Annotated in this window: 19 protein-coding genes and 2 pseudogenes; 13 read left to right on the plus strand and 8 right to left on the minus strand. The window is 69.7% G+C overall.

Annotated elements, in window-relative coordinates; translation table 11 throughout:
- A partial coding sequence (locus BUE42_RS30175; RefSeq protein WP_200799059.1) for a transposase occupies positions 1-284 on the minus strand: 284 nt, incomplete at its 3' end.
- Positions 285-592: 308 nt separating this feature from the next.
- Between BUE42_RS30175 and BUE42_RS32785 the strand changes: the two are divergent.
- Together BUE42_RS32785 and BUE42_RS33550 are read left to right on the plus strand one after the other, a co-directional pair.
- A pseudogene (locus BUE42_RS32785) lies at positions 593-2,317 on the plus strand (tannase/feruloyl esterase family alpha/beta hydrolase); the annotation flags it as partial.
- An 81-nt stretch (positions 2,318-2,398) separates the two neighbouring features.
- Positions 2,399-3,982: pseudogene (locus tag BUE42_RS33550) on the plus strand (carboxylesterase/lipase family protein); the annotation flags it as partial.
- A gap of 15 nt (positions 3,983-3,997) precedes the next feature.
- On the opposite strand, the gene BUE42_RS30190 reads toward BUE42_RS33550, so the two are convergent.
- Positions 3,998-5,947: a helix-turn-helix domain-containing protein gene (locus BUE42_RS30190; protein WP_073469059.1), complete on the minus strand. Its 1,950-nt coding sequence runs from the start codon at positions 5,945-5,947 to the stop codon at positions 3,998-4,000.
- A 174-nt stretch (positions 5,948-6,121) separates the two neighbouring features.
- Between BUE42_RS30190 and BUE42_RS30195 the strand changes: the two genes are divergently transcribed.
- From BUE42_RS30195 to BUE42_RS30235, 9 genes are all read left to right on the plus strand, one after another.
- Complete coding sequence (locus BUE42_RS30195) at positions 6,122-6,913, plus strand: SDR family oxidoreductase (RefSeq protein WP_073469061.1); 792 nt, start codon at positions 6,122-6,124, stop codon at positions 6,911-6,913.
- 20 nt (positions 6,914-6,933) lie between these two features.
- Positions 6,934-8,178, plus strand: a complete 1,245-nt coding sequence (locus tag BUE42_RS30200) for a branched-chain amino acid ABC transporter substrate-binding protein (RefSeq protein WP_073469063.1) — start codon at positions 6,934-6,936, stop codon at positions 8,176-8,178.
- A gap of 4 nt (positions 8,179-8,182) precedes the next feature.
- Positions 8,183-9,124: a branched-chain amino acid ABC transporter permease gene (locus BUE42_RS30205; protein WP_073469065.1), complete on the plus strand. Its 942-nt coding sequence runs from the start codon at positions 8,183-8,185 to the stop codon at positions 9,122-9,124.
- Between the two features lie 4 nt (positions 9,125-9,128).
- Positions 9,129-10,346 (plus strand): branched-chain amino acid ABC transporter permease, encoded by a 1,218-nt coding sequence (locus BUE42_RS30210; protein WP_073469068.1) that lies wholly within the window; start codon positions 9,129-9,131, stop codon positions 10,344-10,346.
- Entirely contained in the window at positions 10,343-11,101 is a 759-nt protein-coding gene (locus BUE42_RS30215; RefSeq protein ID WP_073469070.1) for an ABC transporter ATP-binding protein, read from the plus strand. Before BUE42_RS30210 ends, BUE42_RS30215 begins: the two co-directional genes overlap by 4 nt.
- Entirely contained in the window at positions 11,098-11,820 is a 723-nt protein-coding gene (locus tag BUE42_RS30220; RefSeq protein WP_073469072.1) for an ABC transporter ATP-binding protein, read from the plus strand. Before BUE42_RS30215 ends, BUE42_RS30220 begins: the two co-directional genes overlap by 4 nt.
- Before the next feature lie 44 nt (positions 11,821-11,864).
- Entirely contained in the window at positions 11,865-12,806 is a 942-nt protein-coding gene (locus BUE42_RS30225) for a 3,5-dioxohexanoate:acetyl-CoA acetone transferase (RefSeq protein ID WP_073469074.1), read from the plus strand.
- Between the two features lie 17 nt (positions 12,807-12,823).
- Positions 12,824-13,711, plus strand: a complete 888-nt coding sequence (locus BUE42_RS30230) for an SDR family NAD(P)-dependent oxidoreductase (RefSeq protein ID WP_073469099.1) — start codon at positions 12,824-12,826, stop codon at positions 13,709-13,711.
- A gap of 153 nt (positions 13,712-13,864) precedes the next feature.
- Positions 13,865-15,673 carry a PEP-CTERM sorting domain-containing protein gene (locus BUE42_RS30235; protein ID WP_073469076.1) on the plus strand — a complete coding sequence of 603 codons (1,809 nt, stop codon included), beginning with the start codon at positions 13,865-13,867 and terminating at the stop codon, positions 15,671-15,673.
- An 18-nt stretch (positions 15,674-15,691) separates the two neighbouring features.
- Here the strand turns inward: BUE42_RS30235 and BUE42_RS30240 are convergent, their stop codons facing one another.
- Complete coding sequence (locus BUE42_RS30240; protein WP_083614782.1) at positions 15,692-16,582, minus strand: MBL fold metallo-hydrolase; 891 nt, start codon at positions 16,580-16,582, stop codon at positions 15,692-15,694.
- 112 nt (positions 16,583-16,694) lie between these two features.
- Between BUE42_RS30240 and BUE42_RS30245 the strand changes: the two genes are divergently transcribed.
- Positions 16,695-17,627, plus strand: a complete 933-nt coding sequence (locus BUE42_RS30245) for a LysR family transcriptional regulator (RefSeq protein WP_073469081.1) — start codon at positions 16,695-16,697, stop codon at positions 17,625-17,627.
- A gap of 25 nt (positions 17,628-17,652) precedes the next feature.
- On the opposite strand, the gene BUE42_RS30250 is transcribed toward BUE42_RS30245, so the two are convergent.
- The 4 genes from BUE42_RS30250 to argC all read right to left on the minus strand — a co-directional run bounded on the left by BUE42_RS30250 (position 17,653) and on the right by argC (position 21,598).
- Positions 17,653-18,387 carry an alpha/beta fold hydrolase gene (locus BUE42_RS30250; protein ID WP_073469083.1) on the minus strand — a complete coding sequence of 245 codons (735 nt, stop codon included), beginning with the start codon at positions 18,385-18,387 and terminating at the stop codon, positions 17,653-17,655.
- Between the two features lie 103 nt (positions 18,388-18,490).
- Complete coding sequence (locus tag BUE42_RS30255) at positions 18,491-19,327, minus strand: alpha/beta fold hydrolase (protein WP_143171852.1); 837 nt, start codon at positions 19,325-19,327, stop codon at positions 18,491-18,493.
- A gap of 64 nt (positions 19,328-19,391) precedes the next feature.
- Positions 19,392-20,618, minus strand: coding sequence for an acetylornithine transaminase (locus BUE42_RS30260; protein WP_073469087.1), 1,227 nt, complete (start codon positions 20,616-20,618; stop codon positions 19,392-19,394).
- A complete protein-coding gene (argC, locus tag BUE42_RS30265) occupies positions 20,615-21,598 on the minus strand; it encodes an N-acetyl-gamma-glutamyl-phosphate reductase (RefSeq protein WP_073469089.1) in 984 nt (327 codons plus the stop codon). The genes BUE42_RS30260 and argC overlap by 4 nt, the downstream gene beginning before the upstream one ends.
- 97 nt (positions 21,599-21,695) lie before the next feature.
- On the opposite strand from argC, the gene BUE42_RS30270 reads away from it, so the two are divergent.
- Positions 21,696-22,580, plus strand: a complete 885-nt coding sequence (locus BUE42_RS30270; protein ID WP_073469091.1) for a LysR family transcriptional regulator — start codon at positions 21,696-21,698, stop codon at positions 22,578-22,580.
- Here BUE42_RS30270 and BUE42_RS30275 read toward each other — a convergent pair.
- The gene (locus BUE42_RS30275; RefSeq protein WP_073469093.1) at positions 22,577-23,485 is read right to left on the minus strand and encodes a LysR family transcriptional regulator; all 909 of its coding nucleotides are present in this window, start codon (positions 23,483-23,485) and stop codon (positions 22,577-22,579) included. The genes BUE42_RS30270 and BUE42_RS30275 overlap by 4 nt on opposite strands.
- Positions 23,486-23,530: the final 45 nt, after the last annotated feature.

Here is a 23,530-nt window from a genome sequence, read left to right on the forward strand (position 1 = left end):
CGAGGCACTTCGATGCGCAGCGGCCCGTCCTCGGTGATCACGGTCTTGCCGCTCTTGCCGTTGCGCTGGTTGGTCGCGGACTCGGGCTTGGACGCGCCGCTCGCGTAGCCCAGGTGATGACCCAGCTCGGCACCCAGCGCTCGCTCGATCAGCGCCTTCTTGAACGCCATCGACGCAGCGTTCACCTGCTCACCGGTCATCGGCCCGCTCACAAACTGCTCAAGCAGTTCCTTGGGAATCGTCGGCAATGCCGCCGACTTCGCCGCAATCGCGGCGTTCTTCATCCTCGTCTTGCTTATCGGCATAGATGCTCCTGGGGGGTCATGCTATGCCTTGAACACGAAATTAATGACAGGCTCTCGGCCCATCCCGCACCTCGCCGCGGTTCGGCGCCTAGGGTTTCCACGATGGCCCCCACGCACATCCACAGCCCGCTGCCGATGTGCCTCTTCGCCATTGAGTCCTGGGTCGTTCGAACAAAGACTGGCCCCTTCCCGACCGCGCACCCACCAGAGTTGCCGAGGCCGTATTCAGCGACCGCTGGACACGCAGCCTCATCGGGCCGACGACAACACACGCCAGGAGACACGACATGACAAAGCCCGGACCCGGAATCGGCATCGGCATCGCGCCGCTCTTCGCTCTCTCCCTGCTGCTCGCCGCCTGCGGCGGCGGCGATGACGGCGGCGGAGGAGGCGGCACACCACCTCCGACGACCTCCACGCCACTCACCTGCGCGCAGCTCGCAGGCACCACCATCCCCGCCGCCTCCATCGGCTTGCCGACCTCCGGCGCCACCGTCATCTCGGCCACCGTCGTCGCCCCCACCGGCACGGCCCCCAAGGCGATCCCCGAGCACTGCCTCGTCGTCGCCAAGATCTCCCCGGTCGACCCCGCCGCACCCGACATCCGCTTCAACCTGGCCCTGCCGACAGACTGGAACCACAAGGCCGTGATGTTCGGCGGCGGCGGCTTCGATGGCAGCATCCCCGCCGTCACCGGCAACGTGCCGGTCGGCCCGACCGACCAGCCCAATCCGCTCGGCCGCGGCTACGCCACCTTCGCCAGCGACTCCGGGCACCAGGCCAACGCCTTCGGCTCGCAGGACGGTTCCTTCGCGCTCAACGACGAAGCGGCAGACAACTTCGGCGGCGACGCGATCAAGAAAACCCGCGACGCCGCCACCTTCCTGATCAAGGCCCGCTACGCCGTCGATGCGGTCCGCAAGGCCTACTTCGCCGGCGGCTCCACCGGCGGGCGCGAGGCCCTCGCCGCTGTCACGCGCTGGCCTGCTGACTGGGACGGCGCGATCTCGCTGTACCCCGCCTGGAACGACGCCGCCGCGCTGCTGCACGGCCAGCGCGTCAGCCGCGTGCTGTCCAAGCCCGGCGCCTATCCGAACACCGCCAAGCGGTCGCTGATCTACGCCGCCGCGATGGAGGCCTGCGACGGCCTCGATGGCGCGGTCGACGGCCTCATCAGCAACCAGCAGCGCTGCAACGCGGTGTTCGACCCGGCCACCGCCAGCGTCGCCGGCAACCCGCTGCGCTGCCCCGATGGCGCCGACACCGGCGACACCTGCCTGTCCGATGCGCAGATCACCGCGTTGAAGGCGATGAACACCGACACGCAGTTCCACTTCGCGCTGGCCAGCGGCGAGACGCACTACCCCGGCTACAACGTCTGGGGCGCCGACCTCGGCATCACCACCAACCCGTCTCCGTTGCAGCCGACCATCACCTTCCTCGCGCTCGGCACCGCCGCGCCGGCCACGCCGATGCCGCGCAACTCGCCGTACATCGGCACCTTGCTCGACCAGTGGATCAAGTACTCGGTGACCCGCGACGCCGGCTACGACTCGCTGTCCTTCGATCCGGAAAACCCCGGCCCGTGGGCCAACCGCGTCAGCCAGCTGAGCACGCTGCTCGACACCCGCGTCGACCTCGACGCCTTCGCGGCCAAGGGCGGCAAGCTGCTGCTGGCGCACGGCCTGGCCGACGTGCTGGTCAGTACCCGCGCCACCGAGGAGTACTACCAGCGCCTGCAGGCCCGCATGGGGCCGAGTGAAGTCGACACCTTCGTGCGCTACTACGAGATCCCCGGCCTCGGCCACGCGGTCAGCACCGCCTTCAATGCCGCGTGGGATTCGCTGACGACGCTGGAGCACTGGGCCGAGGACGGCACGGCCCCGAGCGCGCAGGTGGTGGCCGACACGGCAGGCGTGCCCGGCCGCACCCGTCCGTTGTGCGACTACCCTGCATGGCCGCGCTACAACGGCACCGGAGACGTCAACATGGCCGCCTCGTTCACCTGCGCCAACCGCGAGAACGCCTCGCCGACGCAGCGCAGCACCTCGCTCGGCGATGTGATCGGCACCGACCACTCCGCCACCAGCGGCACCTACGCGTGGAAGGGCATCCCGTACGCCAAGGCACCTGTGGGTGACTTGCGCTGGAAGGCGCCGGCCGCCCCCGAGCCGTGGACCTCGCCGAAGGCCACGCAGCAGTTCGGCAATGCCTGCGCGTCGTTCGGCCGCCTGTACGGCCCGGGTTCCAACAACAAGTACGACGCGACCATCGGCACCACCGTCGGCCAGCCGGTCGGGTCGGAGGATTGCCTCTACCTCAACATCTGGCGTCCGACCTCGGCGGCCACCAACCTGCCGGTCATCGTGTTCGTGCACGGCGGCAGCAACGTCACCGGCTACACCGCGGACCCGGTCTACGACGGCGCGGCGCTCGCCCGCACCGCCAACGCAGTGGTCGTCACGGTGAACTACCGTCTCGGCCTGCTCGGCTTCATCAACCTGGGGCAGCTGAAGACCGGCGATGCGCTGGACGACTCCGGCAACTTCGCGCTGCTCGACATCCTGCAGGCGCTGAAGTTCATCAACGGCAACGTGGCGGCGTTCGGCGGCAACCCTGGCAACGTCACGCTGATGGGCCAGTCGGCGGGTGCCGTCAACGTCTATGCGCTGATGACCTCGCCGCTGGTCGCGCAGGCCAACCCGGCGCTGGTGCACCGTGTGATCCCGATCAGCGGCGGCATCTCGCGCGCCAGCGAGCTGCCGGCCGGCAGTGTCGCCACGCTGGCGTCCCCGTCCGACTTCCGCGGGCAGGCCGATTTCCTGGTCGCCAACTTGGTGCTGGCCGATGGGCTGGCGGGTGACCTGACAGCGGCCTATGGCTATGTCGCGTCGCGCACGCCGGAGCAAGTCGCGACCTACATGCGCGGCAAGAGCGCCGAAGCCATCATCAACACCGTGACGAGCAAGCTGGCCCCGATCGGCGCGTCAGGCTCCGGCCCGATCGCCGACGGCAACGTGCTGCCGGTCAGCCCGATCGCCGCGATCCAGGCCGGCCAGTACCTGAAGGTGCCGGTGCTCGCGGGCAATACGCGCGACGAAGGCAAGCTGTTCCCGACCCTGCTGCCGCTGGCCGGCGGCACCGGCAGCGGCCGCCTGCTCGATGACCCGACGGTCTTCGCGATGGCCTTCAACTACAAGCCGAACGGCCCGGCGACGACGACGATCGCACAATGGATCCCGCCGTCGTACCTGCCGATGGACGCACCGGTCACCGGCTTCAACGCGCGCTCCGACCTGCTGAACCGCTTGTTCTTCCTGAACAGCCGCGACAGCGTGCTCGGGGCACTGCAATCGCAGCAGAACCCGATCTGGTACTACCGCTTCGACTGGGACGAGCTGCCGGCCCCGTTCAACGAGATCTACGGCGCGGCGCATGCGTTCGACCTGCCGTTCGCGTTCGGCAATTTCGGTCCGTCGCTGTATGCCAACTTCACGAACACCGCGGCGAACGCGCCCGGCCGGCTGGCGCTGTCGGACGCGATGATGCGCAGCATCGGCGCCTTCGCCCGCAATGGCGACCCGAACAACACCGGGCTGGGCACGACCTGGCCGCAGTGGCCGGCCACGCTGGTGTTCGACGCGTCGTTGACCGCGAAGCAGATCAGCGTGCAGTGACGCGCCGGGGCGCCCTCACTCCGAGGGCGCGCTCAGGTGCCAGAGCCTCAGCGCGATGTGGATCTCCAGCGCGCGTGAGGCCTGGCCCCAGTGCCCGAGCAGCGTCTCGATGGTGGCCAGCCGCTGCCGCACCGTGTTGACGTGGATGCCCAGGCGCTGCGCGGTGGTCTTGGCGTTCTGGTTGTTGTCGAAGTAGCTCAGCAGCGTCGGCGCCAGCTCGGCGCTGCGCTTGCGGTCCAGCGAAATCAGCGGGCCGATGGTGGCCTGCAGGAAGCTGTCGAGGCTGGTCTGGTCGTGGGTCTCGAACAAGGTCGAGTACAGCGCCAGTTCGTTCTGGTTGACGATCTGCCCCTGCACGCCGATGCGCCGCAGCACCGGCAGCGCGCGGCCCAGCGTCGCGTACAGCGCCGGGATCTCGGCCGGCCCGCCGATCGGGCGCGACAGCACGCCGCGGTGGGCCGCATGCAGTTCGCTGCGCGCCCAGGCCGAGACCGCGAGCCGCGCTTCGAGTGCGCCGGTGGCGCCGCACAGGATGACGAGCGTGCCGTCCAGGTCGTCGACCAGCGCATCGGGCAAGGGCCGCATCGTGCGGAAGCGCCGCGCCGCGTAGCCCGCGCTCGGGCCGTCCATCTCCACCAGCATCAAGGCCAAGGGCCGTGACAGGTCCACGCCGTGCAGGTCGGCACGGCTCACCAGCTCCTTCAGCTCGCCCTGGCGTGGCCACACCAGCGAGCGCAGCAGGTCCGAGGCGTCGTGGCTCTTCGAGGCCTCCAGCCGCTGGCGCGACAGCAGCACGACGCCGATCACGCTCGCGCTGCGCTCGAAGGTGCGGATCGCGATCTCCTCCAGCTCGCCGTTGTGGAAGAGCAGCGCGGCGCCGAGGATGCCGTCGCCTCCGATCACCGCCATGACCCTGCAGGACTCACCGTCGAGCGCCCATGCCGGCACCGAGCGCCCCGTCTCGCGGCTCTGGCGCAGCGCGCGCGCCACCTCGGCGCTGCGTTCGCCGTGCGGCGTGTAGCCGTTCGCCCCTTGGTCGGCATGGCCGGGCGGCGTTGCCGCGCTGACCACCTGCGAGCCCTCGTCCAGCACCAGCACGCTGCCCCCCAGCAGCCTTGCGACCGATTCGCACAGCGTCGCGAGCGATGCGCCGCGCGCCAGCAGCGAGGTCAGCTGCTCGTGCGCGTCGGTGGCCGCCTGGATGCTGCGCACATGCCGCTCCAGTTCGGCGCGCGCCTGGTCGGCATCGTGCAGCGCCGCGTTCGCGCGCTCGAAATCGCGCGCGTTCTTCAGCGCCACCGCGCCGTGCGTGGCCAGCGTGCACAGGATCGAGATGCTTTGCGCGTTGTGCAGCCGGTGGTAGCGGTCGGCGACGAACAACAGCCCCGTCACCTCGCCGTCCCACACCAGCGGCACGCCCACCAGCGCCGCGATGCCTTCGTCGCGGAACGCCGCGTCGAGCCCGCCGTCGTGCTCGAAGCGCGCGTCGTGCAGGTAGTCCGGCGTCACGAACGGCAGGCGGGTCGACATCACGACGCTGGCCACGCCGCGGTCGTGCCGCGCGACCATGCCGGAGGTGGTCTGGTGCATCGCGCCATCGGCGGCCAGCACGTGGAACTCGCCGCGCCCGGCGTCGTAGACCGACAGCCACGCGATGTCCGAGCCCAGCAGGTTGCGGGCGCGCAGCACCAGCGCGCCCAGCAGGCTCTCCAGGTCGAGCCGGCTCGACAAGGCCTGTGCCGAATCGATCACCGCCAGCATGCCGCGCTCACGCTGCTGCTGCAGCTCCAGCCGGTTGCGGATCGCCATCGCCATGCGCACGGTCTCGGCCAGCGTCGACTTGCCGGCGATGTCGTCCGGCAGCGCCTCGACCTCGGCGAGGTGGCGGGCGAAATCGCTGGCGGGGGCGCCCTGGTGCAGCAGGTGGATCAGCTCGGCGGGCGAGGGCGGGGCAGGGCTCCGCATGGTGTGTCTCCTGTACTTCTGGTGCGTCGCGCAGGCTACCAGAGGGGGCGCCGCCGCAGCCGGTCGCCCGCAGGCCGCTAGAGACACTGAATCCGGGCCGAAGGTGTGCGCACCGCACATTGGCCGCGCATCACCGCGCACCGAGACTGGCGCCTCTTTGAACAGAGGACCTGCATGCCCATCCTGGATTCGCTTCGGCCCGCGCCCCAACTGCGCGTCCTCGTGACGGCCGGCGCCAACGGCATCGGTGCGGCGATCGCCCGGGCCTTCCACGAGACCGGGGCCCGCGTGCACGTCTGCGACATCGACCGCAGCGCGATCGATCGCCTGACCACCGAGCTGCCCGGCGTCACCGGCAGCATGGCCGATGCGTCGGTGGCCGCCGACGTCGACCTGGTGTTCGACGACGTGCAGGGCGCGTTCGGCGGCCTCGACGTGCTGGTCAACAACGCCGGCATCGCCGGACCCACCGGCGCCATCGAGGACATCGACGGCCCCGGCTGGGAACGCACCATCGCCGTCAACCTGAACAGCCAGTACTACTTCGCCCGCCGCGCGGTGCCGATGCTGAAGCGCTCGGCGGCCGGCCCGTGCCTGATCTCGATGGCCTCGGTGGCGGGCAGGCTCGGCTACCCCTACCGCACGCCGTATGCCGCGAGCAAGTGGGCCATCGTCGGGCTGACGAAGTCGCTCGCAGTGGAGCTCGGGCCGCACGACATCCGCGTCAACGCGATCCTGCCGGGCACAGTCGAGGGCGAGCGCATGAACGGCGTGATCGCGGCGCGCGCGGCCTCGGTCGGCATCGGCGTCGACGAGATGCGCCAGCAGTACCTGAACAAGATCTCGCTGCGCCGCATGGTGAGCGCCGACGACGTGGCGGCACTGGCGCTGTTCCTGTGTTCGCCCGCGGCCCGGAACATGACGGGCCAGGCCATCAGCATCGACGGCAACGTCGAGTACCTCTAAAAAATGACAGGAGACAGAAGATGAATGCCGTTCGAATTGCAACCCGCGTTGTTGTCATGCCCTTGCTCGCGCTGCTGGCCACCGCGGCACAAGCCGCCCCGGTCAAGATCGCGGTGCTGGAGACGCTGTCCGGCCCCCAGGCCTCCACCGGCCTGGCCTACCGCGCGGCGGTGCGCTACGCGGTCGACAAGCTGAACGCGTCCGGCGGCTGGAACGGCCAGCCGGTGCAACTGCTGGAGTACGACAACCAGGGCGGCCCGGCGGGTGCCTCCGACAAGCTGAAGGCTGCTGCAGCCGACGGCGTGCAGATCGTCGTGCAGGGCGGCTCGTCGGCGATCGGCGGCCAGATCACCGAAGACGTGCGCAAGCACAACCTGCGCAACCCGGGCAAGGAGATCGTCTACATCAACGTCGGTGCCGAGGCGCTGGAGCTGACCGGCGAGAAGTGCAACTTCCACCACTTCCGCTTCGCCGGCAACGCGCAGGTGCGCACCAAGGCGCTGGTGCAGGCGATGAAGCAGGTGCAGGCGCTGGGCACCAAGGTCTATTCGATCAACCAGAACTACTCGTGGGGCCAGGACATGGAGCGGGCCATCGTCGACAACGCCGGCGCGGGCGGCTACCAGGTCGTGGAGAAGACGCTGCACGACGTCAACAAGATCCAGGACTTCGCGCCCTACGTCGCGAAGATCAGCGCGTCGGGTGCCGACACGGTGATCACCGGCAACTGGTCGAACGACCTGCTGCTGATGATGAAGGCGTCGAAGGCGGCCGGGCTCAAGGTGCGCTTCGGCACGGTGTACCTCGACCAGGTCGGCAACATTGCCAACGCCGGCGAGCAGGCGATCGGCCACTTCGTCGTGCAGGCGTTCAACCCCGAGGCCGCCGGCGCGGAAGGCGAGCGCTTCGTCGCCGACTACAAGGCGAAGAGCGGGCACCCGCCGGTCGCGACCGAGCCGCAGACGGCGTTCGGCCTCGAGATGGTGGCCGATGCGCTGAAGCGCACGAAGCCGGTCGACGGCGCGCTCGACGTCAACGCGCTCGCGCGCAACCTGGAGACCGCGAAGCTGAAGACGCCGATGGGCGAGGCCAGCATGCGCGCCGCCGACCACCAGGTGCTGCTGCCGCTGGTGGTGTCGGTGGTCGCGAAGGACGCGAGGTACAAGGCCGACGACACCGCGCTGGGCTTCAAGCCGGTCAAGGTGTTCACGGCCGAGGAGGCTGCGGTGCCGGCGCAGGCCGCGTGCAAGATGCAGCGCCCCTGAAGTGATGGAGACCGTCGTCTTCTCGTTGCTCAACGGAACCGTCTACGGGCTGCTGCTGTTCATGGTGTCGGCGGGGCTGACGCTGGTGTTCGGGATGATGGGCGTGCTGAACTTCGCGCACGCGTCGTTCTACATGCTCGGCGCCTACTTCGCGTACACGCTGCAGGGGCTGCTCGGCTTCGGCCCGGCGGTGGTCGCGGCCACGCTGCTGTCGGGCGCGGTCGGCGCGGTGGTCGAGCGCTGGTTCCTGCGGCGCGTGCACCACCACGGCCACGCGCATGAACTGCTGCTGACCTTCGGGCTGTCGTTCATCATCGCCGAGGCCATCAAGCTGTTCTTCGGCAACCACCCGGTCGACTACCGCGTGCCGCCGGCGCTCGACTTCGCGGCGTTCAGCCTGGGCCGCCAGCAGTACCCGGCCTACCGCGTGCTGATGGCTTCCGTGGCCCTCGCGATGTTCGCCGCGCTGTGGCTGCTGCTCACGCGCACGCGCATCGGCATCGTCGTGCGGGCCGCCATCCACAAGCCGCGCATGGCCCAGGCGCTGGGCCACAACGTCCAGCTGGTCTTCATGGGCGTGTTCGGCGTCGGCGCGGCGCTGGCCGGGCTGGCAGGCGCGACCGCCGGCGCCTTCTACACGACCAACCCGAACATGGCGCTCGAAGTGGGCGTGATGGCCTTCGTCGTGGTCGTCGTCGGCGGGCTCGGCTCGCTCGGCGGGGCGATGCTGGCGTCGCTGCTGATCGGCGTGATCACCTCGCTGGCGGTGGGAGTGGACCGCAGCCTGGCCGACCTGCTGGCCCTCGTCGGCGCCGGTGCGTGGGCCGAGGGCGTCGGCGGGTTGCTGACGCTGAAGCTGTCTAGCCTGGCCGCGACGCTGCCGTTCGCGCTGATGCTGCTGATCCTGCTGGTGCGGCCCGGCGGGCTGATGGGCGAGAAGGCCTGATGCGATGCGCATGAACCTTTCCCTTCTCATCGCCGGCGTGGCGCTGTTGCTGGCGCTGCCTGCCGTGCTGCCGGGCGGCCTGCTGATCGCATCGATCCAGATGCTCGTCGCGGCGCTGTTCGCCAGCGCCTACGGCATGCTCAGCGGCCGCGCCGGCATGCTGTCGTTCGGGCATGCGGCCTGGTTCGGCATCGGCGCCTTCGCGACGGTGCACGCGATGAACGCCTTCGGCGGCAACGGGCTGCTGCCGACGCCGCTGATGCCGCTGGTCGGCGCCGCGGCGGGGCTGGCCGTCGGCATCGTCGGCGGCTGGTTCGCCACGCAGCGCAGCGGCACCACCTTCGCGATGATCACGCTGGCCATCGCCGAGCTGCTGCACGCGCTGGCGCCGCAGCTCAAGGGCTTGTTCGGCGGCGAGTCGGGTATCTCGACGATGCGCGCCCCGGCCTGGGGCCTGGGCTTCGGCTCGACGGCGCAGGTCTATTACCTGACGCTCGCGTGGGTGCTGCTGTCGCTCGGGCTGCTGTACTTCCACAGCCAGACGCCTGCTGGCCGGCTGATGCTGGCGCTGCGCGAGAACGGGCACCGGCTGCGCTTCCTCGGCTACGACGTGCATGGCCTCGGGGTCTCGGCCTTCGCGATCTCGGCGATGTTCTCCGGCCTGGCGGGCGGGCTGCAGGCGCTGAGCAACGAGGCGGCGAACTACGCGGTGTTCGATGCCGGCGTGTCGGCCACCGTCGTGCTGAACAGCTACATCGGCGGCGTCGGCAGCTTCCTCGGCCCGGCGCTCGGCGCCGCGCTGATGACCTTCTTCGGCTACGCGGTGTCCGACGCCACGCAGTCGTGGCTGCTGTACCAGGGCGTGCTGTTCGTGGGGGTGATGATGTTCGCGCCGACGGGGCTGTCGGGCCTGTTCGGTGCGGGGGCGCGGCTCGTCGAGCGGCGCGGCTGGCGGGCTGCCGCATTCACCGTGCTGCTCGCGGCAGGCGCGGCCGTGCTGCTGAGCGCGGGCGGCGTCTTCGCCGTCGAGATGCTGCAGCGGCTGTGCTCGCAGGACTACCGGGCGCTGGCGCGGGCGGCTGCCGAGTGGCCGGCGATCCCGCTGCTGGGGCGGCCCTGGTCGCCTGCCGCGGTGATCACCTGGATGGTGCCGGCGGGCCTGCTGGCGTGCGGTGGCCTGCTGACCGTCGTCACGCGGCGCCGCTTCGGGAGTGCGTCATGACCACCGATCCGATCCTCAGCATCCGCGGCCTGCGCAAGTCCTTCGGCGCGGCGGAGATCATCCGCGGCATCGACCTCGAGCTGCGGGCCGGCGAGCGCCATGCGCTGATCGGGCCGAACGGGGCCGGCAAGTCGACGCTGTTCCACCTGATCTCCGGCAACCTTCTGCCCAGCGCGGGCGAGATCGTGCTGGATGGCGAGCACATCGAGGGCTGGACGCCGGAGCGCGTGAACCGCCGCGGCCTGGCGCGCTCGTTCCAGATCACCAACATCTTCCCGAAGCTCAGCGTGTTCGAGAACGTGCGCATCGCGGTGATGCAGCGCCACCGGCTGGAATACAACTTCTGGCGCCGCATCGAGCGCATGGGCAGCATCCGCGAAGCGACCGAACGGCTGCTGGAGCGGGTGCGCCTGCAGCACCAGGCGTCCACCTTGGCCGGCGAGATGACCTACTCCGCGCAGCGCTCGCTCGAACTCGCAATGACGCTGGCCTCGGACCCGCAGGTGGTGCTGCTCGACGAGCCGATGGCCGGCATGTCGAGCGAGGAGACGCACTACACCGCCGAGCTGATCCGCGAGGTCACCGCGGGGCGCACGCTGCTGCTGGTGGAGCACGACATGGACGTGGTGTTCTCGCTGGGCGAGCGCGTCAGCGTGCTGGTCTACGGCCAGGTCATCGCCACCGGCACGCCCGACGAGATCCGCCGGCACCAGGGCGTGCGCGAGGCCTACCTGGGCGAGGAGCACGAGGCATGAACGCGATTGACCAACCGTTGTTGCGTGTCGACGGCCTGCATGCCCACTACGGCAAGAGCCACGTGCTGCGCGGCGTGACGCTGCAGGTGGGCCGCGGGGAGGTGGTCAGCCTGCTGGGTCGCAACGGCTCGGGCCGGTCCACCACGCTGAAGGCACTGATGGGCCTGGTGCCGCCGAGCGCCGGCCGCATCGAGCTCGCCGGCCGCGCACTGGCCGGTGCGCCACCGCATGCCATCTGCCGTGCCGGCCTGGCCTACGTGCCCGAGGAGCGCGAGGTGTTCGCGAACCTGACGGTCGACGAGAACCTGCGCATGGGCGAGCAACCGCCGGTGGCCGGCGCGGTGCGCTGGAGCGTGGCGCAGATGTTCGACTGGTTTCCGCGCCTGAAGGAGCGCCGCGGCACCAAGGCGGGCAGCCTGTCGGGCGGCGAGCAGCAGATGCTGACGATGTGCCGCTCGCTGCTCGGCAACCCGCTCGCGATCCTGATCGACGAGCCGACCGAGGGCCTCGCGCCGAAGATCGTCGCGCAGGTGGCCGAGTGCATCCAGGACATGCAGCGGCAGGGCGTCTCGGTCGTGCTGGTGGAGCAGAAGCTCGCGATCGCGCTGAAGGTGTCGACCCGCGTCTGCGTGATGGGCCACGGCCACATCGTCTTCGAAGGCAGCCCGGCGCAGCTGCTGGCCGACACCGCGATGCAGCAGCAGTGGCTCGCGGTCTGAACACATCCCTCTTCCCACATTCCTCTTCCACTTCCGGAGCGCCCATGGCCTCACTCCCTGACAAGGTCATCATCAGCTGTGCCGTGACCGGCTCGGTCCACACGCCGACGATGTCGCCGCACCTCGCGCTGACGCCGGACCAGATCGCCGAACAGGCCATCGAGGCGGCCGAAGCCGGCGCGGCCATCCTGCACCTGCATGCCCGCGATCCGGTCGACGGCCGGCCGACACCGGACCCGAAGGTGTTCGACCAGTTCGTGCCGCGCATCAAGGCGGCGACCGATGCGGTGATCAACATCACCACCGGCGGCAGCACGCGCATGACGCTGGACGAGCGCCTGGCCTACCCGCTGCAGGCGCAGCCCGAGATGTGCTCACTGAACATGGGCTCGATGAACTTCTCGATCCACCCGATGGCGCGCAAGGTCAGCGAGTGGCGCTACGACTGGGAGAAGCCGCACATCGAGGGCATGGAAGACCTGATCTTCCGCAACACCTTCGCCGACATCAAGCACATCCTCGAGGTGCTGGGCAAGGGCTGCGGCACGCGCTTCGAATTCGAGTGCTACGACGTGGGCCACCTCTACACGCTGGCCCATTTCGTCGACGAAGGCCTGGTCGAGGGGCCGCTGTTCATCCAGAGCATCTTCGGCATCCTCGGCGGCGTGGGGGCCGACCCGGAGAACCTGTTCACGATGCGCTCGACCGCCGACCGCCTGTTCGGCCGCAAGAGCTACCGCTTCTCGGTGCTGGGCGCGGGCCGCCACCAGATGCCCTTGCTGACGATGGCCGCCGTGATGGGCGGCAACGTGCGCGTCGGCCTGGAAGACAGCCTCTACCTGGAGCGGGGCCGCCTGGCGCGCTCCTGCGCCGAGCAGGTGCGCAAGATCCGCCGCATCCTCGAAGAGCTGTCCCTCGACATCGCGACCCCGGCCGAGGTGCGCGCGATGCTGGCGCTCAAGGGCCGCGACGCCGTATCGATCTGATTCACATGAAGGACAGCATGAAGAAACGTCTGCAAGACAAGGTGGCGATCGTGACCGGCGCGGGCGGGGGGCTCGGGCGCGCGCATGCATTGGAGCTGGCACGCCACGGCGCGCGGGTGGTCGTCAATGATCTGGCGGGGCGCGACGACGGCGCCGCGGCGCGCGCGGTGGCCGACGAGATCCACCAGCGCGGCGGCGAGGCGCTGGTGCAGCTGGGCGACGTGACCGTGCCGGCCGACATGCAGGCGATGGCCGACGCCACCGTGGCCCGCTGGGGGCGCATCGACATCCTGGTGAACAACGCCGGCATCCTGCGCGACAAGAGCTTCGCGAAGATGACGCTCGACGATTTCAAGCTCGTGCTCGACGTGCACCTGATGGGCGCCGTCAACGCCACCAAGGCGGTGTGGGCGCAGATGCAGGCGCAGCGCCACGGCCGCATCGTGATGACGACCTCGTCCAGCGGCCTGTACGGCAACTTCGGCCAATCGAACTACGGCGCGGCGAAGATGGCGCTGGTGGGGCTGATGCAGACGCTGGCGCTCGAAGGCGCGAAGTACGGAGTGCATGTGAACTGCCTGGCGCCCACTGCCGCGACGGCAATGACCGAAGGCGTGCTGCCGCCCGAGGCGCTGGCCCGCTTGACCGCCGAGCGCGTCAGCCCGGCGCTGCTCGCACTCGTCGGCGACGAGGCACCGTCGCGCATGATCCTGCTGGCCGGTGCAGGCAGCTTCGAGAGCGCGAACATCACGATGACGCAGGGCCTGCACCTGGGCGATGCGGCTGACGTGGCCGAGCGGCTGTGCGCGCGGCTCGATGAAGTCACGGCGCGTGCCGACGAGGTTGTTCCGGCGTCGGGCTGGGAGCAGTACCAGCTGGAGCTGGCGAAGGCCGTGGCGGCCTAGGCATTTCTGACACGGTCGCTGTGCGGTGCTGGCCCCTGCGGCGGTAGGTTTTTCCGGCGGTAGGTTTTCCCGGGGAAGCCGGCAGGGCCACGGCTTGCGCACTGCCTGTCTTATCGCCTTCAATCCGGCATACGCCAGCAACCGGGAGAGGTGATGAAGACAAGCACGATGTTCGCGCTGCTGATGTCGGCCGCCATGGCCACCAGCGTGCAGGCCGATGAGTCCTCGGTCGATTTCCGGCTCGATCCGATCGTCGGCCTGTCGAGCAGCGGGAGCACGGCCCCCGGCACCGTCGGCCAGTGGCTCACCCCGAATGCCTTCTACGGCTACGCCGACGTCAACTACACCTCGGCCGACGGCAGCAGATCCTGGAACCAGGAATCCTTCACCTCGGACGGTCTGCCGGCGGGGCCGAGAAACGGCGAGCCCTTCGGCCCGCGGCGCGAGGGCGTGCTGCCGGCACCGGCCGCCGATCTGCCGTCGGCACGCTCGCTGCTCGAAGCGGGCCGCCTGCAAGCCGACGTGACGCGCGTGCACCCGTGGGACGAGGCCTCCGCCGGGGCCAATTGGGACCGCACGTTCTCGCTGCTGCCCAACACCTCCATCACCTTCTCGGGCACCGCGACCCTCGGGTCCGACCGGCCGATCACGACCGAGAGCAGCTTCGAGGCCTCGCCCAACCTGAACCCGCAGTACGCGAACCGCGGCGTGCTCGGGTTCCACAGCGTCGCCGACGATGGCCTGGGGTGGCGCAACGGCATCAGCGTCATCGCACGCATCATGAACTTCGACCCACGGCTGCCTGCCGGCTCCCCGTCGCTGGGACGCCTGGGGTCGGTGGATGACTTCGCGTACAGCAGCGACGAACAGGGTCACGTGTCGCTGACCCTCTTCAACCATTCCGACGAGCTGATGTTCACGAACCTGTCGATCGGCGTGTTCGCCAGGGCGCCCTTCATTTCGCCCATTCCCGAGCCGGCCACCTGGTTGGCGATGCTGCTGGGCCTGGGCGTGCTGGGCTGGCGCCGCTTGAAGATTCGCAAGTGGCTCCCCGTGCTCGCCGCCGTCGGGCTGGCCGGCGCGGCCCACGCCGAGAGCATCAGCGTCGACTTCCAGCTCGACCCGATCACCGGCTTGTCCACCGACAGCAGTTCTCCGGCCGGCACCGTGGGCCACTGGATCACGCCCAACAGCTTCTTTGCATCCGAGACCACGAGCTACCACCGGCCCGACCAGACGGGCTCTTATCGCTCGACTTCTTTCGGGTCCGGAAGGCTCGCCGACAGCGCCGTCGGCACCCAGCCCTTCGGCAACTTCAGCCGCAGCGTGGACCCGGTGGCCGCCGATGCCCCATCGGCCCGCCTGGCAGTCGAGCCCGGGCACCTGCGGGCCGAGATCTCGCGCCAGAAACCCGAGGACACCGCCGAGACCTATCTCAGCTGGCGACGAGCCTTCACGCTCGACCCCAACAGCTCGATCACGCTGTCCGGGTTGCTGGCGTTCAATCCGCCGATGCCGCTCGCGCTGGTGCCACGGTTCAGCACGACACCGAAGCCACAGGACACGGTCGCCAACACCGCCTGGTTCTCGTTCCGCGACGACGCCAGCTGGGGCTGGGGCAACGGCATCAGCATCGTCGCGAACATCCTGAACCAGGACCCGAGGGACTTCACTGCGCCCTTGCTGGGCCGCGAGCCGGGGCCGGACGATTTCGCCTACAGCGCCGATCCGCAAGGGCACCTGTCGCTGACGGTCTTCAACCGGTCCGACCAGTCGATGTTCGGCAGCTTCGAGGTCTTGTTCCTGAGCTCGCTGGTCCAGGCGCCCATTCCCGAGCCGAGCACCTGGCTGGCGATGCTGCTCGGGCTGGCCGTGCTGGTCTGGCGCGGCAGGCCCGGTGTCAGAAGGACCGGGACCGGCTCCTGGCCGTTCGACGGCAGCTTGAAGACCGCCACCGCCTGAACGAGTCCTACAGGCAACTCACCACTGCATCTCGCCCTTGCTGACCTTGGCGCCGATGTCGAGCGCGATGCCCAGACCGGCCTGCGGGTAGGCCTTCTTCATCGCGTCGATCAGCTCCGAAGCGGTCTTGGCTTTCGCGGCTTCCACGTCGAAGCGCTGCAGGTAGTCGCGGGTGTAGCGGATGGTGCTGGCGTCGAGGGGCGTGCCGGCCGCCATGTGGCCGGGCACGACGGTGGCGGGCTTGAGCGCCTCGATCTCGTCGAGCTGCGCGAACCAGGCCTTGCGTTCGCTGGCCTTCTGCGTGTCGGCGGTCCACACATGCAGGTTGCCGAAGATCGCGATGTTGCCGGCGACTGTCTTGATCGACGGGATCCACACGTAGGGACGGTGGGCGAGCTCACCGGTGGTGCCGCGCACCTCGATCGTCTCCCCATCGACGCTCAGCGTCGTGCCCTGCAGCAGCTCCGGAACGATCGGCTTCTGCGGTGCATTGAGGCCCATCTTGGGCGACCAGAACGCAAGCTTGCCGGCCAGCTTGGCCTGGATCTTCTCGCGCACCGCCGGCGTGGTCAGCACCTGGGCTTGCGGGAAATAGCCCTTGAGCACTTCGGCGCCGAAGTAGTAGTCGGGATCGGCGTTGCTGATGAAGATGGTCCGCAGCGACTTGCCGCTGTCGAGCACATTGGCCGCCACGCGCAGCGCATCGGCACGGGTGAAGCCGCTGTCGATGACGATGGCCTCTGTCTTGCCGCTGATCACGACGGCATTGACGTTGAAGCTGTTGCCGTCCGCGTTGTAGACCTTCACGGTCAGCGGGGGCGGTGTCTGCGCGCCGGCAGGGGTGGCCGCGACGACGCCCAGCGCCAAGGCGGGGAGGAGGACGCGGGCGAGGGTGCTGAGTTGGATCATGAGGATCTCCGTGGGTTGGGATGGCATGGCTTGCCACGACGTCGACTCTATTTGCATCGCCACGGTTGATAAACGTTGGTAGAGTTGAATAGTTATTGCATGGATCGATGAAATGGACCGTTTGAAGGCTGTGCGGGTGTTCGTCGAAGTGGCCGATCGCAGCAGCCTCACGCAGGCCGCGGAGCACCTGGAGATGTCGGCCGCGATGGTCAGCCGCTATCTCGCGACGGTGGAAGACTGGCTGGGCGCCCGCTTGCTGCACCGGACCACGCGGCGCGTCAGCCTCACGGATGCCGGCGTGGCCGCGCTGCCCTCGTGCCGGCAGTTGCTGGGCATCGCGGACGAAGTGCGGCAGCTTGCCGCCGAGCGCAGCCTTGAGCCGGCGGGCCTGCTGCGCGTCACCACCGCCGGCTCCTTTGCCGAAGCCCAGCTCACGGCCGCGCTGGTCGATTTCCAACGCCGGCACCCGCAGGTGGAAGTGATGCTGTCGGTGGGCGACAAGGCCACCGACCTGGTCGCGGAGCGGGTCGACCTGGCGGTGCGCATCACCAACAGCCTGGACGCGGCGGTGATTGCCCGGCCGCTGGCGCGCTGCCGGTCGATGCTGTGCGCTTCACCCGACTATCTGCAGCGGCACGGCGTGCCGCGCGCAGCCGAAGATCTGCACCGGCACCGCTGCGTGGCCCATGCCTTCGGCATCGGCAGGCAATACGGGTTCACGCGCGGCGGCGAGACGATCACGGTGGAGGTCGACTGGAGCTTCCACACCAACGAGACGGCGGTGCTGCGGCGCGCGGTGCTGTCCGGGGCCGGCATCGGCATGCTGCCGACCTACTACCTCGGCGATGACCTGCGCACCGGGCGCCTGGTGCAGCTGCTGCCCGACCATGAGCCGGACGTGCTGGGCATCCACGCGATCTATCTCTCGCGCCAGCACCAACCGCTGGCGCTGCGCATGCTGGTGGACTTTCTTGCGGCGCGCTTCGCCGGGGAGCAGGCGCCGTGGGACCTGGCGCTCCAGGCGCACGCGCCGCAGGCCGACTGATCGCCGTCGCGGCGCTGCCGCCGGTTCAGCAAAAGCCCGTCAAGGCTGTCGCCACCTCGTCAGGCCGCTCGATCGCCATCCAGTGCCCCACACCCGCCACCACGCGATGCGGGATGCGCGGACGAAGCTTGTACAGCGCACGTTGGGCATCGGTGCCGGGAGACGCCAGCACGAAGATCGGACCCGCACAGGCGTCAAGCGCCGGCTCGGGATTCCACGCTGCCAATGCTGCGGTGACGCCGGCAATCGCGGCGGCGTTCGTCGCAGCCACGTCCGCGAGCACGCGCGTGCGCACCTCGGGGTTGCTGCCCGCGATGCTGGCGTAGAACGCCTGCGTGGCCTCGAGTCCCTTGTCGCCAGCGGCGTCACGCACGAACTGCTCGCGCACGTTGGGTGGGATTGCGCGCGGGTCGGCGGGTGGATCGACCAGCATCAGCGCCGCCACGCGGGCAGGTGCCTGTTCCGCATAGGCGAGTGCCACGGCCGAGCCGCCGCTGTGGGCCACGAGCACTGCCTTCTCGAACCCGAGTTCGTTCATCACCGCGCCGACGTCGGCCGCGCGCCCGCTGAAGCTGTAGTCGGCGTCGGCTGCGGGTGCCGAATCGCCGTGTCCGCGGAAATCGAAGGCGGCGATCGTGCGATCGCGCGGCAGCACGGCGATCAGCGCATCCCACTGCGATGCGCGGCCGGCATCGGCATGCAGAAGAATGAGAGGAAGTTGGCGGGAACGCGTCCCGGCAACCGGGTCGGCCGGGTGCATGCACGCAGCGAGCGACCCCTGCGGTCCTCGGATGGAGCGCAGTGTCGGCGACAACGGTCGGGCTTTCACGATGGCGGCTCCGGGAAGGGCTTCAAGCTGGCCTTCACGGCGCGAAGCGCATCAGCGCCTCGACGAAGGCACGGGGCGCCTCGAGCGGCGCGAACTCGCCGCTGCCCGCCAGCACCGCGGCCGTGAGATGGCGCACGCCGGCCTGGCGCAAACCGGGCAGGTAATCGTCGGGCGAGCGGCCGTCGGCGTCTCCGCGCAGGTACAGCAGCGGCGTCTCGATGGCCTTCGGACGGGCGTTGTGCTTCGCATCGGCGGCGAGCGCGCGGTACCAGTCGAAGCCGGCCTTCAGCGCTTCGGGCCGCGCATAGGCGGCAGCGAAGCGCTCGCGATACGCGTCGGTCACCGCGTCGGCGTTGCCGGCCAGCGCGTTGGAGAAGTAGTCGAAGTAGGGCCGCTGACGACCTTGCACCATCGTCTCGGGCAGGTCGGGAATCGCATGAAAAGCGAAGTGCCAGATGCGCGGATCGGCCAGCAGCTTCTCCCACGGGTCCAATCCAGGGATGACGGTGTTGGCGACGACCGCGCGCCGGATGCGCGCACCGTGATCGCGGGCGGCGGCAAAGGCGATCATGCCGCCGACGTCGATGCCGGCAACGATGATGTCGTGCGCCCCGGCCTGCTCGGCAGCGGCGAGCAGCACGTCGGCGAGCACCGTCTTCTCGGCCGACTTCGGCGCACCGCGTGATTCACCGATCTCGGGCAGGTCGGGCACCAGCACGAAGAAGCGCTCGGCCAAGGCGTCGACCACCGGCTCGTAGAGTGCGTGCGAATGGGGCCACCCGTGCAGCAACAACAACGCCGGGCGACTCGCGACGCCGGCCGCTTGCAGCGCTATCTCGACACCGTGGCCCGACACCTTGATCGTGTCCATCATCTCCTTCGGCTGTGTGGTGACTTGGGGCAATTCGCATGCCCAGGGGCGGCGGGCTACCCGTTCACAGCGGCCTGACAGCGACGGCTTCGAGGCTGATCGCCAACCCGTCGATCATCAGGTCGACCTCGGCTCGCGTGACGGTGAGCGACGGCATGAAGCGCAGCACCGAAGGCCGCGGCGCATTGAGCAGCAGCCCGGTGTTTCCGGCCGCCCCGCCGAGCATCAAGCGCTCGCGGGCATGGGCCACCACCTCCGCGGCGACGGGCCGGCCGAGGTCCAGCGCGCGCAACAGCCCGATGCCGCGGGCCTCGCCCAAGCCGTATTGCGCGGACAAGGCCTGCAGCCGCGCGCCCAGGTGGTCGCCGGTGGCGCGCACCTCGGCCAGGAAGCCGTCTGCCAGCACCGCCTGCATGACAGCCAACCCGACCGCGCACATCAGCGGGTTGCCGTTGAAGGTACCGCCCTGGTCGCCGTGGACGAACACGCAGGCGTGCCGGCGGGCCAGCAGCGCACCGATCGGCACGCCGCCGCCCAGGCCCTTGGCCAGCGTGATGATGTCCGGCACGACGCCGAAGTGCTGGTAGCCGAACAGCGTGCCGAGCCGGCCGATGCCGGTCTGCACTTCATCGAAAATCAGCAGCAGCCCGTGCTGGTCGCACAGCGCGCGCAGGCCCTGCAGGAAGACGGGCGTGGCCGCGTTCACACCGCTTTCGCCCTGCACCGGCTCGAGCAGGATGGCCACGGTGTCCGGGCCGATCAGCGCCTGCACCGACGCCAGGTCGTTCAGCAGCGCCTTCGGAAACCCCGGCACCTGCGGCGCGAAGATCCGGTCCCAGCCCGGCTTGCCCGAGGCCGACATCGTGGCCAGCGTGCGGCCATGGAAGGCATCGCGGAAGGTGATGATCTCGTGCGCGCCACCCTTGTGCAGCTGCCCCCACTTGCGCGCCAGCTTGATGGCGCCTTCATTGGCCTCGGCACCGCCATTGGTGAAGAACACCTGGTCGAAATCGCTGTGCCGGCACAGTAGCTCGGCCAGCGCGCTCGCGGGTTGGTTGTGGAAGGCCGGGCTCGGCGTCAGCAGCAACGCGGATTGCCGCGCCAGCGCGTCGCGGATGCAGGCCGGCGCATGGCCGAGCGTGTTGACGGCCCAGCCTTGCACGAAGTCGAGGTAGCGCCGGCCCCGGTCGTCCCACAGCCAGCTGCCGTCGCCGCGCAGGAACAACTGCTCGGGGCGGGCGGTGATGTCCATCAGCGAACCGATGGCGGAGTGCGGTGCGTCGCGTTTCATGCGGCTTGCTCCAGAGGCTGAACTGAGAGGGAGTCGATGTCGATGGCGGAGGCGTCGGCCAGGCCCAGCATCAGCGCCAGGTTCTGCACCGCGGCGCCCGACGCGCCCTTGCCGAGGTTGTCGAAGACGGCGCTGAGCAGCAGCTGGCCGTGGGCGTCGTTGCCGAACACCGCCAGTTGCAGGTCGTTGCTGCCATTGAGGGCTTGCGGGTCCAGCCCGGTCATCGCCTGCGTGCGGCTGGCGTCCAGCACCTGCACGTGGTGGTGGTCGCGATAGCGCTGCGCCAGCAACTCGCGCACCGCCTGCGCCGTCAACGGCCGCTGCAGCATCGAGGCGTGCAGCGGGATGGTCAGCGCGATGCCTTGCCGGAACGCGCCATACGAGGGCACGAAGAACGGCCGGCCCTGCAAGCCCGCATGCTGCTGGATCTCAGGCACGTGCTTGTGCTGCAGCCCGAGGCCATAGGTCTGGAAGGGCAGCGCCGCCGCGGCGCCCGGGCCCTCGTGGGCCTCGATGCCTTCGCGTCCGCGACCGGAGTAGCCGGAGACGGCGTGGATGCTCAACGGTGCATCGGCCCGCAGCACACCGGCGTCGACCAGCGGGCGCAGCAGCGCGACGGCGCCGGTCGGGTAGCAGCCTGGGTTGCTGACGCGCCGCGCCTCGGCAATGCGGCCGGCTTGTTGCGGCGACATCTCGGGGAAGCCGTAGACCCACTGCGCATCGGTGCGGTGCGCCGACGACGCATCGATGACACGCACGCGCGGATTGCGGATGCTGGCCACTGCCTGGCGCGCGGCCTCGTCGGGCAGGCACAGCACGGCCACGTCGCAGTCGTTGATGGCCGCGGCACGCGCGGCGGCGTCCTTGCGCCGTGCGTCGGGCAGCGTGACGAGCGTGATGTCGCGTCGCCCGGCCAGCCGCGCCAGGATCTGCAGGCCGGTGGTGCCTTGGTCGCCGTCGATGAAAACGCTCGCGCTCATGAGGGTGCTCCTGTGGTGAGGAGTGGAGCTTGCGGCGGCGCCGGAGATTGGTAAAGTTGAATGTCATGAACATCAAGTTCATGAAACCTGAAGGACCATGAGAGAACTGAAGCTCGACCAGCTGCGAACCCTGGTGACGATCGCCGAGCTCGGCTCGTTCGCGGCGGCGGCGCGCGCCTTGCACCTGGCCGCGCCGACCGTCAGCCTGCATGTGGCCGAACTCGAGTCGCGCCTCGGCGCGCCGCTGCTGCTGCGCCAGCGCCAGCGGGTGGTCGCCACCGGCATCGGCGAGGGGCTGATCGAGCGTGCGCGGCGCCTGCTCGTCGACGTGGATGCGGCGCTCGATGACGTGGCCCGCCAAGTCGAAGGCCGTGCCGGCCGGGTGCGGCTGGGTGCTTCGACCGGGGCGCTGGCCTGGCTGCTGCCGCAGGCGCTGGAGACGATGGGTCGCGACCACCCCGGCATCGACGTGCAGGTCGCGGTGCTCACCTCGCAAGAGGCCTTGTCGCGCCTGCAGGACGGCACGCTCGACATCGGCCTGGTGGCGCTGCCTCAGGCGGCCGTCAACGGCCTGCAGATCGTGCCGTGGCGCCGCGACCCGGTGATGGCCTTCGTGCCGCGCAGCTGGACGCTGCCGCGCGCGATCACGCCGGTGTGGCTCGCGGCCCGCCCGCTGATCCTCAACGATGCCACCACCCGCCTGCACCGCATGACGATGGACTGGTTCTCCGCCGCCGGCGAGCAACCGCAGGCGCGCATCGAGTTGAACTACAACGATGCCATCAAGAGCCTGGTGGCCGCGGGCTATGGCGCGGCGCTGTTGCCGCGCGAGGAGGGCGCCGCCGCGCTGGACGAGCGCATCGCGATCGCGCCGCTCACGCCGCGGCTGTGGCGCCCGCTGGGCCTGGCGCACCGGGCCGGCAAGCCCGAGCCCGCCACGCGGCACGTGCTCGACGCGCTGGCGGCGATCCGGCAGCGCTAGGGAACTGTCGGCAGGTCGGTGCCCGCGAGCAGGAAATCCCGCAACAGCCGCGCGCTCGGGCCGATGCGCTTGCCGTGCACCAGGTAGATCTCGAGCGGTGCGGTCTGCGCCTCGGGCAGCACGCGCACCAGCTCGCCCGAGGCGAGCGGCGCCGCGGCGTCGTAGGCCGGCAGGCGCGCGATGCCTTCGCCGGCCAGCACGAAAGCCAGCCGTGACGCGGCGCTGTCGGTGACGATGTCGCCCTGCACCGCGACCTCGGTGGCCTGGCCGTCGTGCGTCACCGTCATCGATCGCTGCTTCGGCGGATAGACCACCCAGCGCTGCTGCGCCAGCTCGGCCACTGTCGCCGGCGCGCGGTGCCGGCGCAGGTAGGCGGGCGACGCGCAGAGCATCGTCGGCTCGCTCACCAGGCGGCGCGCGACCAGCTCCGAATCCGCCAGCGGCCCGGCGCGCACGGCCAGTTCGATGCCGTGCTGCACCAGGTCGACGTTGACGTCGTTCATCGCGACGTGCAGGCGGATCGCCGGATAGCGCCTGCGGAACGCCAGCAGCCCGGGCAGGATGCGCTTGTTGCCGAAGTGGTGCGAGCAGGTGATGCGCACTTCGCCGCGCGGCTCGGCGCGCAGCAGCTCCATGCCGCGGATGCCGTCTTGCGCCTCGTCGAGCAGGCGCTCGCAGTGCACGCGGAACGCCTCGCCGGCCGGCGTCAGGCTGAAGCTGCGGGTGCTGCGCTGCGCCAGCGGCACGCCGAGCCTGGCCTCCAGCGCGCCAACGTGGTGGCTCACCACCGCACGGGTCAGGCCCAGCGCCCGCGCGCCGGCCGCGAAGCTGCCGCTGCGCACGACGGTGGCGAAGACCGCCATCGCGCGCAGCTCGTCGAGGATCTGGGGCGGGGCGTTGCTCATGCCTTGATTGTCAAACCAGACGAGACAATACGTCAACATTGGCGC

This window comes from Rhizobacter sp. OV335, assembly GCF_900142965.1.
Classification (GTDB): domain Bacteria; phylum Pseudomonadota; class Gammaproteobacteria; order Burkholderiales; family Burkholderiaceae_C; genus Rhizobacter.